Annotated in this window: 15 protein-coding genes; 11 read left to right on the top strand and 4 right to left on the bottom strand. The window is 72.1% G+C overall.

Features of this window, described 5'->3' with window-relative positions; all coding sequences use genetic code 11:
• Nucleotides 1–427: 427 nt before the first annotated feature.
• The 6 genes from ACFVYS_RS40115 to ACFVYS_RS40140 all read left to right on the top strand — a co-directional run bounded on the left by ACFVYS_RS40115 (nucleotide 428) and on the right by ACFVYS_RS40140 (nucleotide 5,556).
• A complete protein-coding gene (locus ACFVYS_RS40115) occupies nucleotides 428–1,183 on the top strand; it encodes a metallophosphoesterase (protein ID WP_327187598.1) in 756 nt (251 codons plus the stop codon).
• A 162-nt stretch (nucleotides 1,184–1,345) separates the two neighbouring features.
• Nucleotides 1,346–1,810 (top strand): SRPBCC family protein, encoded by a 465-nt coding sequence (locus ACFVYS_RS40120; protein ID WP_389510325.1) that lies wholly within the window; start codon nucleotides 1,346–1,348, stop codon nucleotides 1,808–1,810.
• Nucleotides 1,811–1,899: 89 nt separating this feature from the next.
• A complete protein-coding gene (locus ACFVYS_RS40125) occupies nucleotides 1,900–3,075 on the top strand; it encodes an ArsA family ATPase (protein WP_389510327.1) in 1,176 nt (391 codons plus the stop codon).
• A gap of 81 nt (nucleotides 3,076–3,156) precedes the next feature.
• The gene (locus tag ACFVYS_RS40130; protein WP_389510328.1) at nucleotides 3,157–3,669 is read left to right on the top strand and encodes a DUF5304 domain-containing protein; all 513 of its coding nucleotides are present in this window, start codon (nucleotides 3,157–3,159) and stop codon (nucleotides 3,667–3,669) included.
• Between the two features lie 67 nt (nucleotides 3,670–3,736).
• The gene (locus ACFVYS_RS40135) at nucleotides 3,737–4,690 is read left to right on the top strand and encodes an ROK family glucokinase (protein ID WP_020129975.1); all 954 of its coding nucleotides are present in this window, start codon (nucleotides 3,737–3,739) and stop codon (nucleotides 4,688–4,690) included.
• A 104-nt stretch (nucleotides 4,691–4,794) separates the two neighbouring features.
• Nucleotides 4,795–5,556, top strand: a complete 762-nt coding sequence (locus ACFVYS_RS40140) for an endonuclease/exonuclease/phosphatase family protein (RefSeq protein WP_389510330.1) — start codon at nucleotides 4,795–4,797, stop codon at nucleotides 5,554–5,556.
• Here ACFVYS_RS40140 and ACFVYS_RS40145 read toward each other — a convergent pair.
• Nucleotides 5,553–6,230: a hypothetical protein gene (locus tag ACFVYS_RS40145; RefSeq protein WP_389510331.1), complete on the bottom strand. Its 678-nt coding sequence runs from the start codon at nucleotides 6,228–6,230 to the stop codon at nucleotides 5,553–5,555. The genes ACFVYS_RS40140 and ACFVYS_RS40145 overlap by 4 nt on opposite strands.
• Nucleotides 6,223–7,002 carry an alpha/beta fold hydrolase gene (locus tag ACFVYS_RS40150; protein WP_327182579.1) on the bottom strand — a complete coding sequence of 260 codons (780 nt, stop codon included), beginning with the start codon at nucleotides 7,000–7,002 and terminating at the stop codon, nucleotides 6,223–6,225. Before ACFVYS_RS40150 ends, ACFVYS_RS40145 begins: the two co-directional genes overlap by 8 nt.
• 158 nt (nucleotides 7,003–7,160) lie before the next feature.
• Between ACFVYS_RS40150 and ACFVYS_RS40155 the strand changes: the two genes are divergently transcribed.
• The 4 genes from ACFVYS_RS40155 (at nucleotide 7,161) to ACFVYS_RS40170 (ending at nucleotide 11,025) form a co-directional block, all read left to right on the top strand.
• Nucleotides 7,161–7,919 carry a lysophospholipid acyltransferase family protein gene (locus ACFVYS_RS40155; RefSeq protein WP_389510375.1) on the top strand — a complete coding sequence of 253 codons (759 nt, stop codon included), beginning with the start codon at nucleotides 7,161–7,163 and terminating at the stop codon, nucleotides 7,917–7,919.
• Between the two features lie 53 nt (nucleotides 7,920–7,972).
• A complete protein-coding gene (gene macS / locus ACFVYS_RS40160) occupies nucleotides 7,973–9,199 on the top strand; it encodes a MacS family sensor histidine kinase (RefSeq protein WP_389510333.1) in 1,227 nt (408 codons plus the stop codon).
• Complete coding sequence (locus ACFVYS_RS40165; RefSeq protein WP_389510335.1) at nucleotides 9,196–9,876, top strand: response regulator; 681 nt, start codon at nucleotides 9,196–9,198, stop codon at nucleotides 9,874–9,876. Before macS ends, ACFVYS_RS40165 begins: the two co-directional genes overlap by 4 nt.
• A gap of 120 nt (nucleotides 9,877–9,996) precedes the next feature.
• Entirely contained in the window at nucleotides 9,997–11,025 is a 1,029-nt protein-coding gene (locus tag ACFVYS_RS40170) for a 6-phosphofructokinase (protein WP_389510336.1), read from the top strand.
• Nucleotides 11,026–11,032: 7 nt separating this feature from the next.
• Here ACFVYS_RS40170 and ACFVYS_RS40175 read toward each other — a convergent pair whose 3' ends face one another.
• Nucleotides 11,033–12,940, bottom strand: coding sequence for an anthranilate synthase family protein (locus ACFVYS_RS40175; protein WP_389510338.1), 1,908 nt, complete (start codon nucleotides 12,938–12,940; stop codon nucleotides 11,033–11,035).
• Nucleotides 12,941–13,057: 117 nt separating this feature from the next.
• Complete coding sequence (locus ACFVYS_RS40180) at nucleotides 13,058–13,114, bottom strand: trp operon leader peptide (protein ID WP_078912442.1); 57 nt, start codon at nucleotides 13,112–13,114, stop codon at nucleotides 13,058–13,060.
• Nucleotides 13,115–13,210: 96 nt separating this feature from the next.
• On the opposite strand from ACFVYS_RS40180, the gene ACFVYS_RS40185 reads away from it, so the two are divergent.
• Nucleotides 13,211–14,563 carry a class II 3-deoxy-7-phosphoheptulonate synthase gene (locus ACFVYS_RS40185; protein ID WP_389510340.1) on the top strand — a complete coding sequence of 451 codons (1,353 nt, stop codon included), beginning with the start codon at nucleotides 13,211–13,213 and terminating at the stop codon, nucleotides 14,561–14,563.
• Nucleotides 14,564–14,666: the final 103 nt, after the last annotated feature.

The raw sequence follows: 14,666 nt of genomic DNA on the forward strand, positions 1-14,666 counted from the left end.
CGGCGTTTCTGCGGACGATGTCGGTCAGATTGCCGTCCGCAGGGACCTCGTACAAAGCCGGAAGGCTGAACTCGCGCAAGACTGCTGCTCCTCATAGGGCGCCGGCGCCACGACGTTGTGTGCTGCGACGATGCGGTCCAAGGCTCGGGACTGTGCTCGGGACCTCGGCGGATCTCGATGGTTGAAATCCTGAGCACGACTGGACTGCCCGGACGTTACCCGTCGGTATGGCGTCTTCGACAGGGGGGTCCGGCGAGATGTTCGCTGCGTCACACAGATTGGTGTTTCCCGGCCGACAGTAGTCCACCGCTTTACTGACTGGCCAGTAACCGGTATCCCGATCGCCACTGTTCACATATGCCGCACACGCCTACCCTTGATCGTCATGGCCTCCACACCGCCCGGAAACCGCAGGACACGCATCCACGTGGTCAGCGACGTGCACGGCAACGCGCGCGACCTGGCCCGGGCCGGAGAGGGCGCGGACGCACTGATCTGTCTGGGCGACCTGGTCCTGTTCCTGGACTACGCCGACCACTCCCGCGGGATCTTCCCCGACCTCTTCGGGGTGGAGAACGCCGACCTCATCGTCGAACTGCGCACCGCCCGCCGCTTCGAGGAGGCCCGGGAGCTCGGCGCCCGGCTGTGGGGCGGCATCGGCGGCGACCGTGCGGCGCTGATCGAGCAGGCGGTCCGCAAGCAGTACGCCGAGCTGTTCCCGGCGTTCCCGAGCCCGACGTACGCCACCTACGGCAACGTCGACATGCCGCGGCTGTGGCCCGAGTTCGCCGGGCCCGGCACCACCGTCCTGGACGGGGAGCGGGTGGAGATCGGCGGCCGGGTCTTCGGCTTCGTGGGCGGCGGCCTGAAGACCCCCATGCGTACCCCGTACGAGATCAGCGACGAGGAGTACGCGGCGAAGATCGAGGCCGTGGGCGAGGTCGACGTGCTGTGCACCCACATCCCGCCGGAGGTGCCGGAACTCGTCTACGACACCGTGGCCCGCCGCTTCGAGCGGGGCAGCCGGGCGCTGCTGGACGCCATCCGCCGCACCCGGCCCCGCTACGCGCTCTTCGGGCACGTCCACCAGCCGCTGGCCCGCCGGATGCGGGTCGGCGCCACCGAGTGCGTGAACGTGGGGCACTTCGCGGGCAGCGGGAAGCCGTGGGCGCTGGAGTGGTGACCGGGCGACGACCCGGCGCCGTCGGGCCGGTGTCCTGACTCCGGGTGACGGCGGCAGGTCGGGCGCGCGGTAGCCTTCACGCTGCACACACGTGCGCGGCGGCTGGCGCACGGTGTCCTCTTCTCTACCTTTACCCGGCCCGCATCTGGAGGAGCCACAGCGATGGCGGAACACACCAGCTCGAGCATCACGATCGAGGCGGCACCGGCTGAGGTCATGGCGGTGATCGCCGACTTCGCCCGCTACCCGGACTGGACCGGAGAGGTGAAGCAGGCGGAGGTCCTCGAGACCGACGGGCAGGGCCGCGCCGAGCAGGTCCGCCTGGTCATGGACGCCGGCGCCATCAAGGACGACCAGGTCCTCGGCTACACCTGGACCGGCGAGCACGAGGTGTCCTGGACGCTGGTGAAGTCCCAGATGCTGCGCCAGCTCGACGGCTCCTACCTCCTCAAGCCGGCCGGCGCGGGCGCGACCGAGGTCACCTACCGGCTGACCGTGGACGTCAAGATCCCCATGCTGGGCATGATCAAGCGCAAGGCCGAGAAGGTCATCATCGACCGCGCGCTGGCCGGCCTGAAGAAGCGGGTGGAGTCGGGAGAGGCCGGCTCCGGGGCGCCCGAGAAGTAGTGCCGGCCGCGGGACCCGGGAGCCGACGGGTCCGGGTGCGGGGCGAGGAGGTCGGGGGGCTGCCCCGACCTCCGTTACGGTTCACCCTCATGCGCACCATCCTGATCACCGGCCCTGGCGGCAGCGGACGCACCACCGTGGCGGCCGCCACCGCACAGCGCGCGGCAGCGGAAGGCACCCGCACCCTCGTCCTCAGCGCCGACCGCACCGACACCCTCGGCGCGGCGCTCGGAGTGCGCACCGGGGCGAACCCCGTCCCGGTCGCCCCGTGCCTCACCGCCTGGCGACCCGACGCCACCGCCGGCTTCCGGGACGACCTCGCCGGTTTCCAGGACCGTGCCTCCACCGTCCTCGACCTGCTCGGCGCCTCCCGGCTCGACCCGGAGGAGGTCACCCCCCTCCCCGGCGCCGAGGAGCTGACCCTGCTGCGCGCGCTGCGGGACGCCGCCCTCGCCGACGGCGGTGACCTGCACGAACTTCTCGTCGTCGACCTGCCGCCGGTCTCGCAGGCCCTCGCCCTGCTGGCCCTCCCGGAGGAGCTGCGCCGCTATCTGCGCCGGCTGCTCCCGCCGGAACGACAGGCCGCCCGCGCCCTGCGCCCGATGCTCGGCCGTCTCGCCGGGGTGCCGATGCCCGCCGAGTGGCTGTACGAGACGACCGCCCGCTGGGACATGGAGCTGGCCGCCGTCGAGGCCGTCCTCGCCGACCCCGGCACCGCCGTACGCCTGGTCGCCGAGCCGGGACCGGCCGGCGCCGACGCCGTCCGGGACGCCCGCCTCGGCCTCGCCCTGCGCGCCCTGCCCGTCGAATCGCTCGTCGCCAACCGCGTCCTGCCGGAGGCGGCGGGTGACGAGGGCCTGCTCGGGCGGCTCGTCACCCAGCAGCGCAAGGCCCTGGGGGAGTGGGGCGAGGCGGCCCGTCCCGTCGCCCACCTCGGCTACGACCCCCGCGGCGCCGACGACCTCGGCGCGCTCGCCGTGCCCGCCGTCAACCCGGCGACCTCCCCGGTCGAGTGGCCCGTGGCCGACCGGCTCGCCGAGGACGGCGTGCTGGTCTGGCACCTCCCGCTGCCCGGCGCCATACGCGACGAGCTCGACCTCATCCGGCGCGGCGACGAACTCGTCGTCACCGCCGGACCGTTCCGTCGTATCGTCGCGCTGCCCTCCGTGCTGCGCCGCTGCACCGTCGACGGCGCCGCGCTGCGCGACGGCGAGCTGTGCGTGCGGTTCGCGCCGGATCCCGGGCTGTGGCCGCGCAGCCACTGAACGACGTTCCGCCGTTCGGGTACCGTCGTAGGGACGAGCCGTCATCAGGCGTCGTCGACCAGGAGTCATCAGGAGTCCGCCATGAGCGAAGAGCGCCCCACGCCCGACGCCGCCGGGGAGCCCGCCGGGACAGCAGGCTTCGACGAGCGGCCCCGCGCGACCGACGCCGACGCCTGGGCCACCGCCGCCGCCGAGGACCTGGCGGCGGAGAAGGCCCGCCGCCGTGCCCAGGACGGCCCGCCCCCGGGCTCGGCCGCCGAGGAACTGCGCAAGCTCGTCGACGCCGTCGGCGACAAGCTGTCCTCGCTCCAGTCCCCGCTGCTCGGGGCGGTCGCCGGGCCGGCCGCCCAGCAGGTGGTCCGCCAGGTCGTCGAGCAGGCCAAGGCCGCCGTGGAGCCCGTCATCGAGCGCAACCCGGATGTCTTCGACCACCTCGCGGCCGCCGGCACCGAACTCCTCGCCGCCTACCGCTCCGCCGTCCAGACCCAGGAACAACGCTGGACGAAGGGATCGAAGGACCCGGGGAACACCCCGCGCGATCAAGGTCGCGACGGCGACGACACCGGTCCCGGCCAGCGCATCGACTTGGACTGAAGCCCTCCGGGGGCAGGGCCTCGGGTACGGTTGGCCGTAGCGGGGCTCGACCGAAACTGAGGGATTCATGGGACTCACCATCGGCGTCGACATCGGCGGCACGAAGATCGCGGCCGGCGTGGTCGATGAGGAAGGCAACATCCTCTCGACCCACAAGGTGCCGACCCCGGGCACGCCCGAGGGCATCGTGGACGCCATCGCCTCCGCCGTGGAGGGCGCGCGTGCCGGGCACGACATCGTCGGTGTCGGCATCGGCGCCGCCGGCTATGTCAACCGCCAGCGCTCGACGGTCTACTTCGCGCCCAACATCGACTGGCGCCAGGAGCCGCTGAAGGACGAGGTCGAGGCCCGCGTCGGTCTCCCCGTCGTGGTGGAGAACGACGCCAACGCCGCGGCGTGGGGCGAGTACAAGTTCGGCGCGGGCAAGGGCCACCGCAACGTCATCTGCATCACCCTCGGCACCGGCCTCGGCGGCGGCATCATCATCGGCAACAAGCTGCGCCGCGGTCACTTCGGCGTCGCGGCCGAGTTCGGCCACATCCGCATGGTGCCGGACGGTCTGCTGTGCGGCTGCGGCTCGCAGGGCTGCTGGGAGCAGTACGCCTCCGGCCGCGCCCTCGTGCGCTACGCCAAGCAGCGCGCCAACGCCACCCCCGAGAACGCCGAGATCCTGCTGTCGCTGGGCGACGGCAACCCCGACGGCATCGAGGGCAAGCACATCTCCATGGCCGCCCGTCAGGGCGACCCGGTCGCGGTCGACTCCTACCGTGAGCTCGCCCGCTGGGCCGGCGCGGGCCTCGCCGACCTCGCCTCCCTCTTCGACCCGTCCGCCTTCATCGTCGGCGGCGGTCTCTCCGACGAGGGTGAGCTGGTCCTCGACCCGATCCGGAAGTCCTACAAGCGCTGGCTGGTCGGCGGCAACTGGCGCCCGGTGGCCGATGTCATCGCGGCCCAGCTGGGCAACAAGGCGGGCCTGGTGGGGGCGGCGGACCTGGCAAGAGAGCCCGACCCCATCATGTAGTCGCACCACGCACAGGGCGTCGACACGGCGTCAACACGGGGGCCGTTCGCGGCCCCCGTTCGCTTTTCCGGACGTAGGGGACGGAGCGGCGTATCTTGATCGCTATGCCGACGACCTCGCCGCTACCCAACTCCCGCACCGAGCCCGACGGTTCGGCCGTCATCCGGGTCCTCAGCTACAACATCCGCTCCATGCGGGACGACACCGAGGCCCTGGCCCGGGTCATCACGGCCTGCGCCCCCGACCTGACCCTCGTCCAGGAGGCTCCCCGCTTCTTCCGCTGGCGCAAGAAGCTCGCCCGGCTCGCGGCCGCCTCCGGCCAGGTGATCCTCACCGGCGGTGGCACGGCGGCCGGCCCGGCCGTCCTGTGCTCGCTGCGGGCGACCGTCGAACGCGCCGAGGACGTCCTGCTGCCGCTCACCCCCGGCGAGCACCGCCGGGGCCTCGCGACCGCCGTGGTCCGCTTCGCCGGTGCCCGGCTCGGCGTGGCCGGCTGCCACCTCGGTCTGACGGCCGCCGAGCGTTACGAGCAGGCGGGCATGCTGCTCGACCGTCTGGCCGGGATGGGCGTGGAGCACGCGGTCGCGGGCGGCGACATCAACGAGAGCCCGGGCGGCCGCACCTTCGGCCGCCTGGCCGCCGCGCTCCAGGACTGCCGTGCCGCCGCCCCCTGGGGCGCCGAGGACAGCTTCCCGTCCAGCGGGCCGAACCGCCGCATCGACGGGATCTTCGTGACGAAGGGCGTGGAGGTGCTGGGCTGCGGGGTGCCGATCGGGCTTCCCGGAGTCACCGGGAGCGACTTGAGGGCGGCCACGGACCACCTTCCGGTCCTCGCCGCCCTCAGGATCCCCGCGGACAGGTCCTAGACGACCGCTCCCCGCCCCGGATCCCCGTCCTCCTCGTCGTCCGTGCGCATCCGCATCACCAGGGTGGCGAAGCCGCCGAGGAAGCCGCCGATGCCGACGGTCGACAGCCACCACGTCATCTCCCAGCCCAGCAGCACCGCGAGCAGGAGCAGCAACGGCCCGCCGATCACCCCGAGCCAGGCGAACTTGGCCGTGGTGTCGGCGGCGGGCAGCGGCGGCGGCTCCGGCGGGACGAAGTGGCCCTCGTCGTCCCCGTCGAAGTCCTCCTCCGCGGCCTCGGGAGCCGGGTGGTCGCGCGGACCGACTCCGGGCGCGAAGGCGATCGAGCCGCCCAGCGGCTTGGCCGGTTCCTTCTCCTCGCCGGGCTCCTTGGCGGGCTCCTTGCTGGGTTCCTTGGCGGAGTCCTTCGCGGGTCGTTCCTGGTCGGATTCCGCCCCGGACTCCTCGTCGTTCGTCCCGACCTCGAGCAGCGCCAGGTCCTCGACCGACTTGAACGGCTTGGCGCCCGGCGGGTCCGCCGGCTCCTCGCCGTATCCCGCGACGATCGCCGCCCACGCGGCGGCCTCGTCGAAGGGCACGCTCTGCTCCTCCGACGCGCGGCCCTCCCGGCCCTCCGGGCCGTCCCGCTCGTCCCGGTTCTCCCGGTCCTCGCGGTCGGAGTCGTGCTCAGCCACCTACGGCCGTCCCTTCCTTGCCGACACTGGGCGCGATCCGGGCGATGAACGCGTAGCTCTCCTCGAAGATCCGGTCCGCATCGTGGTCCAACGTTGCCACGTGGTAGCTCTGTTCCAGCAGGATCTCGGTCACGTCGGTCGACGACACCCGGCCGAGGACCCGGGCCGAGTCGGCGGCCGGTACGACATGGTCCTGGACGCTGTGCAGAAGCAGCAGCGGCTGGGTGACCTGCGGCAGTTCGCCGTCGATCATCCGCAGGAAGGTGCGCAGGGAGTGCGCCGAGTGCAGCGGCACCCGGTCGTACCCGCTCTCCAGCACGCCCTCCTTCGCGATGTCGCTGGTGATCCCCTTCGTCGTCCGGACGAGATGGCGGGCCACCGGAAGGGCGTACGCGGACAGGCCGTGCACCCGGTTCGCCGGGTTGACGACGATGACGCCCTCCACCCCCTCCCCGTGCTTCGCGGCGAGCCGCAGGGCCAGCGCGCCGCCCATCGACAGGCCGGCCACGAACACCCGGGAGCACCGGTCGCGCAGGGCGCGCAGCTCGCGGTCCACCTCCGCGTACCAGTCGGGCCAGCCGGTCAGCGCCATGTCCTCCCAGCGCGTGCCGTGTCCCGGCAGCAGCGGCAGTGAGACGGTCAGGCCCTGCCCGGCCAGGTACCGCGCCCAGGGGCGCAGCGACTGCGGGGAACCGGTGAAGCCGTGACAGAGGAGCACCCCGACCTCTCCGCCCTCATGGCGGTACGGCTCGGCTCCAGGAAGGACCGGCACCTCGGTCTCCTGTCTTCGTCTGTTCTTCGTGGGAGGGACGTCTGCTTCACCGTACGCGACCGCACTGACACCGACCAGGGTCGTCGGAGCCTTTGCGGCCACTCCGGGTTAAGGTCTGAGCGACACAAACAGGAGGCACTCGCTTGTTGTACGGCGCGATGAAGGTCGCTATCGGGGGACCGCTGAAGGTCACCTTCAGGCCCTGGGTGGAAGGCCTCGAGAACATTCCCGCCGAGGGCCCCGCGATCCTGGCGAGCAACCACCTGTCCTTCTCGGACTCGTTCTTCCTGCCCGCGGTCCTCGATCGCAAGGTGACCTTCATCGCGAAGGCCGAGTACTTCACCACACCCGGGGTGAAGGGCCGGCTGACGGCGGCCTTCTTCAAGGGCGTCGGACAGCTCCCGGTGGACCGCTCCGGCGGCCGCGGGGCCGGCGAGGCGGCGATCCGCAGCGGCGTGGAGGTGCTCGAGCGGGGCGAGCTGTTCGGCATCTACCCGGAGGGCACGCGGTCGCCCGACGGCCGGCTCTACCGCGGCAAGCCGGGCGGCCTCGCGCGCGTGGCGCTCGCCACCGGCGCGCCCGTGATCCCGGTCGCGATGATCGACACTGAGAAGATCCAGCCGCCCGGGAAGGTGCTGCCGAAGATCATGCGGCCCGGCATACGCATCGGCAAGCCGCTGGACTTCGCCCGGTACCAGGGCATGGATCACGACCGCTTCGTGCTGCGCGCCGTGACCGACGAGGTCATGTACGAGATCATGAAGCTCTCCGGCCAGGAGTACGTCGACATCTACGCGACCGCCGCCAAGCGGCAGATCACGGAGGCGGCGAAGGCCGAGAAGGAGGCGGAGAGGGCCGCGAAGGCGGCGCTCGCGCAGGCCGAGAAGGACCAGGCCATGAAGGACAAAGAGCAGTAGTCCGGCGGTCGGTGGGCGGCAGTCGGTAGTCGGGGCCCGGGGGCGGGGGACGGATGGCCAGACGCGAGAGAGTCATCAGGATGTCGGTCGAGCTGCCGCTGTGGCGTGCGCTCGCCGGCTACCGGGTGCTCACCATGCTGTACGCGGTGGGCTTCTTCGCCACCGCCTACGACGGGTTCGCCCGGCCCTGGGTCGCCGTCGGCTACTACTGCGTCCTGTTCGTCTGGACCGTGGCCACCCTGCCCAAGGTCGCGAGCGCGGCGAGCTGCACCAAGCGCTTCCTCGCCGCCGACCTCACCATCGCGCTCACCGGCATCCTGCTCACCACCGTGGCCGACGCCCACGAGCGCATCCAGTCGGGCGGCCCGACCCTGCCGTCGATATGGACCGCCGGCTCCGTCCTGGCCTTCGCCATCAAGGGCGGCTGGCGCTGGGCGGCGTTCGCGTCCACGGCTGTCGCGGTCGCCAACCTCGTCGAGCGCGGTACCCCGGCCCGCGACACCATCCACAACGTGATCCTCGTCTGGGTCGCCTCCATCGCCATCGGCTACGTCGTCGAGGTCGCCCGCGCCTCCGAACGCACCCTGGCCCGCGCGCTGGAGATCGAGGCCGCGACCCGGGAACGGGAGCGGCTCGCCCGGGACATCCACGACGGCGTGCTCCAGGTGCTGGCCATGGTGCAGCGGCGCGGCGCGGTGCTCGGCGGCGAGGCGGCCGAACTGGGCCGGATGGCCGGGGAGCAGGAGGTCGCGCTGCGCACCCTGGTCGCCGGCGGCCTCGTGCCGGTCTCGCGGGTGTCGCAGGACGCGGCCGAGGGTGCCGTCGTGCGGGTGGTGGAGGAGCCGGCGGAGCGGACCGGTCCGGTCGACCTGCGCTCGCTGCTCGCCCCCTTCGCCGCCGCCCGCGTCAACCTCGCCGAGCCGGGCGCCCCGGTGCTGCTGCCCGCGCCCGCCGCGAAGGAGCTGGCCGCGGCGGTCGGGGCCGCCCTGGACAACGTACGCAGACATGCCGGGGAGGACGCCCGGGCCTGGATCCTGGTGGAGGACGAGCCCGACGAGGTGATCATCAGCGTGCGGGACGACGGGCCCGGCATTCCCGAGGGGCGGCTCGCGCAGGCCGAGGGCGAGGGGCGGCTCGGGGTCGCCCAGTCGATCCGGGGCCGACTGCGTGACCTCGGCGGCAGCGCCGAGCTGATCTCCACCCCGGGGCAGGGCACGGAGGTCGAACTGACGGTGCCGAAGGAGAAGAACGTGCGGCGGGGGAAGGCGGAACAGCGATGAGCAGTGAGCAGGATCCGATCAGGGTCATGGTGGTCGACGACCACCCCATGTGGCGCGACGCCGTCGCCCGGGACCTCGCCGAGGCCGGCCTCGACGTGGTCGCCACCGCGGGCGACGGAGAACAGGCCGTGCGCCGGGCCAGGGCCACCACGCCCGATGTGCTGGTGCTGGACCTGAACCTGCCGGCCAAGCCCGGCGTCCAGGTCTGCAAGGAGGTCGTCGCCGCGAACCCGGCCCTGCGGGTGCTGGTGCTGTCGGCGAGCGGTGAGCACGCCGACGTGCTGGAGGCGGTGAAGTCCGGTGCGACCGGCTACCTGCTGAAGTCGGCGTCCACGGAGGAGCTGTTGGACGCGGTGCGCCGCACGGCCGTCGGCGACCCGGTGTTCACCCCGGGCCTGGCCGGGCTGGTCCTCGGCGAGTACCGCAGGCTGGCCTCGGACCCCGGCCCGGCCGCGGGCGGCGGCGACGAACCGAACGCGCCCCGGCTGACCGACCGGGAGACCGAGGTGCTGCGGCTGGTGGCCAAGGGCCTGAGCTACAAGCAGATCGCCGAACGCCTCGTGATCTCGCACCGCACGGTCCAGAACCATGTCCAGAACACCCTCGGCAAGCTCCAGCTCCACAACCGGGTGGAGCTGGTCCGGTACGCGATAGAGCGCGGCCTCGACGACGAGTGAGGGCGCCGCGGCCAATCCCCGGGCGATTCACCGGAATTGGACCTGCCGAGGCATACCTGTGTGACCTGGATCACCATTACCGTGACCTTCGTCGGCCAACCGCGGCGAAGGGACACTTCCATGCGCGTCGGAGTACTGACCGGGGGCGGGGACTGCCCCGGCCTCAACGCCGTCATCCGGGCGGTCGTCCGCAAGGGCGTCCAGGAGTACGGCCATGAGTTCGTCGGATTCCGCGACGGCTGGCGGGGCCCCCTGGAAGGGAGGTCGATCCGCCTCGACATCCCCGCCGTGCGCGGCATCCTGCCCCGCGGCGGCACCATCCTCGGCTCCTCGCGGACCAACCCCCTCAAGGAGGAGGACGGCATCCGCCGGATCAAGGACACCCTCGCCCGGCAGCGGGTCGGGGCCCTCATCACCATCGGCGGCGAGGACACCCTCGGGGTGGCGGCCCGGCTCTCCGACGAGTACGAGGTGCCCTGCGTGGGCGTCCCGAAGACCATAGACAACGACCTGTCCGCCACCGACTACACCTTCGGCTTCGACACCGCCGTGGGCATCGCGACCGAGGCCATCGACCGGCTGCACACCACCGCCGAGTCCCATATGCGCGTCCTCGTCGTCGAGGTGATGGGCCGGCACGCCGGCTGGATCGCCCTGCACTCGGGCCTGGCCGGCGGCGCCAACGTCATCCTCATCCCCGAGCAGCGCTTCGACATCGAGCAGGTCTGCGCCTGGGTGACCTCCCGCTTCCGGGCGTCGTACGCCCCGATCGTGGTCGTCGCCGAGGGCGCGATGCCCAGGGACGGTGACGTGGTGCTGAAGGACGGGTCGCTGGACTCCTTCGGGCACGTCAGGCTGTCCGGCGTCGGCGAGTGGCTCGCCAAGGAGATCGAACGGCGCACGGGAAAGGAGGCCCGCACCACGGTCCTCGGCCACGTCCAGCGCGGCGGTACCCCGAGCGCCTTCGACCGCTGGCTCGCCACCCGCTTCGGCCTGCACGCCATCGACGCCGTCCACGAGGGCGACTTCGGCACGATGGTCGCCCTGCGCGGCACGGACATCGTCCGGGTACCGATCGCCGAGGCCACCGCGAAACTGAAGACGGTGGACCCGAGGCTGTACACGGAGGTCGGCGTGTTCTTCGGCTGACGGACCGCTAACGGGCCGGCCGCGGTTCGGCGCCCACCCGGGCCACCAACTCCCGCACCACGGCAGCCCCGTTCAGCGTCAGCACCGACTCCGGATGGAACTGGACCCCGGCGACCGCGTTCATAGGTCCGCCTTCGGCGCGCCGCGGCCCGCGCAGCGCGTGCACCTCGCCGTTCGCGGCCCGGCTCACCTCCACCCCGTGCGCCGCCAGCTCCGCCAGCGCCTCGTCGTCGCACAGCGCCACGAAGCTGTTGTAGAACCCGACGGTCTCCGCCCGCCCGAACAGGTCCACGGTCGTCTGCGCCCCCTGGTACGGCACCTGCTTCCGCACGATGTCCAGCCCCAGCTCCGCCGCGATCAGCTCGTGCCCGAGGCAGACGCCGAGGACACCGTGCCGGTGCTCCCGGATCACCCGCGCGGTCAGCCCCCGCAGCAACCGCATCTTCGGGTCGCCCAGGTCGGACGGGTCACCGGGGCCGGGGCCCAGCACGACCGGCCCCTCGTGCGCGAGCACCGACTCCGTCAGCCCGGGTTCGTCGTAGCGCCGGACGCTCACCTCCAGACCGCTCGACCGCAGCACATGCGCGAGCATCGCGGTGAAGGTGTCCTCGCCGTCGACGACGAGCGCGTGCCCGGTCAGCTCCTCCGTCCGCTCCTGCATCCGCAGCCAGAACGGCGCCAGCGAGGCCCGGCGCCCGTCCAGCGCCGCCCGCACCCGGGGGTCGTCGGCCAGCCGGGGCCGCGCGCCGTCCGTCCGTGGCCTGCCCGGCCGGACACCGAGCGCGGCCAGCACGCCCGCCGCCTTCGCGTGCGTCTCCGCGACCTCGCCCGCCGGATCCGAGCCGCGGACGAGCGTGGCGCCCACCGGCACCCGCAGCCGCCCGGCCGCGTCGATGTCGGCGGTGCGGATGAGAATGGGGGAGTCGAGGGTCTGCGCCCCGCCCGTGTCCCGGCCCAGCAGCGCCAGCGCGCCGGCGTAGTAACCCCGCCCGACACCGTCCGGCCCGAGGGGCTCGTACCGCTCGATGACCCGGCAGGCGTTCTGCACGGGCGAGCCGGTGACGGTCGCCGCGAACATGGTCTCCTTCAGCACCTCCCGCACATCCAGCGAGGACCTGCCGCGCAGCTCGTACTCGGTGTGCGCGAGATGCGCCATCTCCTTCAGCCGGGGTCCGATCACCACCCCGCCCATGTCACCGACGGTGCACATCATCTTGAGCTCCTCGTCGACGACCATCGACAGCTCCTCGATCTCCTTGCCGTCGGCGAGGAAGTCCAGCAGCCGCTCGGGTGTCGGGCCCTCCGCCGGGTACCGGTACGTCCCGCTGATCGGGTTCATCACGACCGTGCCGCCGGACATCCGCACATGCACCTCGGGGCTGGCTCCCACCAGCGTCCGGTCCCCGGTGTGCACGACGAACGTCCAGTAGGCGCCCCGTTCGCCTTCGAGGAGCCGCCGGAAGAGGGCCATCGCGTCGGCCCGGCCGAACCCCGGGATCCGCCCCCGATAGGTCCGCCGGATCACGAAGTTGGCACCCTCGCCCCGGCCGATCTCGTCCCGCAGCACCCGCCCGACGATCTCCGCGTACTCCTCGTCGGCCACGTCGAAGCCGCCGTCCTCGACCCGCACGTCCCGGACCGGGAGCCGGTCGAGGGCGTCCGCCAGGGGCAGGACGTGACGCTCCTCGGGAACCAGCACCGCCAGCGGGGTGCCGTCGTCGCGGACGTCGAAGCCGCGTTCGCGGATCTGCCGGAAGGGGACGAGCGCCAGGCACTCCTCCGGCAGGTCGGCGAGCCGGTCGTACGTGGCGACCGGGCCGAGCAGTACCTCCACCGTGTCCGCGTCATGGCCGGGAGTGCGGCGGCGGAGCAGGGCGAACGGACGGTCGTCGTGGAGCAGCCGTGCCAGGTCCATGGGTTCCTCTTCCGTCGATCTCGATCTCGATCGATGTCGGTATCGGTGAGGAACGGCCCCGGACACGCCGAAGGCCGCCCCTCGGGCGGCCTTCGCGAAGTCTTGCGTACGCGCAGTTCAGTGGGCCGCCGGATGAGCGGTCCACCACCAGTTCTGGGTCGAAAGCGCGAACATGCGACGCACCCTACCCCACGCGCACCTGAGCACAGGGGCGTCTCACCTGTCGAGCCGGGCGAAAACGACTCGACACGACCCCGTAATGTTGAGGGCGTGACCGTGAACGCTAAGACCAGCGCGAGCGCTGGCAACACCTGGCGAGACCTGCCCGCGGCGCAGCAGCCCGAGTACCCCGACACCGAGGCTCTGCGCGCAGTGATCGCGGACCTCGAGTCGTATCCGCCACTCGTCTTCGCGGGCGAGTGCGACCAGCTGCGCGCCCGGATGGCGGCCGTCGCCAAGGGAGAGGCGTTCCTTCTCCAGGGCGGCGACTGCGCCGAGGCGTTCGACGGGGTGTCCGCCGATCAGATCCGCAACAAGCTCAAGACGCTGCTCCAGATGGGCGCCGTGCTCACGTACGCGGCCTCGGTGCCGGTCGTCAAGGTCGGCCGGATCGCCGGCCAGTACTCCAAGCCGCGCTCCAAGGGCACCGAGACCCGCGACGGCGTGACCCTGCCGACGTACCGCGGCGACTCGGTCAACGGCTTCGACTTCGACGAGGCGTCCCGTATCCCGGACCCCGAGCGCCTGAAGCGGATGTACAACGCGTCCGCCTCCACGCTCAACCTGGTGCGTGCCTTCACCACCGGCGGCTACGCCGACCTGCGCCAGGTGCACGCCTGGAACCAGGACTTCGTGAAGCAGTCCCCGTCCGGTCAGCGCTACGAGCAGCTCGCCCGTGAGATCGACCAGGCACTGAACTTCATGCACGCCTGCGGGGCCGACCCGGAGGAGTTCAAGACGGTCGAGTTCTTCTCCTCGCACGAGGCGCTGCTGCTCGACTACGAGTCCGCCCTGACCAGGGTCGACTCCCGCACCGGGCGGCTGTACGACGTCTCGGCGCACATGGTGTGGATCGGTGAGCGCACCCGGCAGCTGGACCACGCGCACATCGAGTTCGCCTCGAAGATCCGCAACCCGATCGGCATCAAGCTCGGTCCGACGACCACGGCCGAGGAGGCGCTGCAGTACATCGAGCGCCTCGACCCCGACCGCGAGCCGGGCCGGCTGACCTTCATCGTCCGCATGGGTGCCGACAAGGTCCGCGACAAGCTGCCCGAGCTGGTCGAGAAGGTCAGCGCCTCGGGTGCGACCGTCGCCTGGATCACCGACCCGATGCACGGCAACACCTACGAGGCGGCCTCGGGTCACAAGACCCGCCGGTTCGACGACGTGCTCGACGAGGTCAAGGGCTTCTTCGAGGTCCACAAGGCCCTCGGCACCCACCCGGGCGGCATCCATGTGGAGCTGACCGGCGACGATGTCACCGAGTGCGTGGGCGGCGGCGACGAGATCTTCGTCGACGACCTGCACCAGCGCTACGAGACGGCCTGTGACCCCCGCCTGAACCGCAGCCAGTCCCTGGACCTGGCCTTCCTGGTGGCGGAGATGTACCGGGACCAGTGACCCTTCGGTCATCGGAGTGGGGGGGGGGGGCCCCACCCCCCCCCCCCCCCCCCCCCCGTGTGGGCCCCCGCCGCGGGGGGCGCGGTGGGTGGGGGGGGTGTTG

It is taken from the genome of Streptomyces sp. NPDC058295, from assembly GCF_042880655.1.
Classification (GTDB): domain Bacteria; phylum Actinomycetota; class Actinomycetes; order Streptomycetales; family Streptomycetaceae; genus Streptomyces; species Streptomyces coriariae.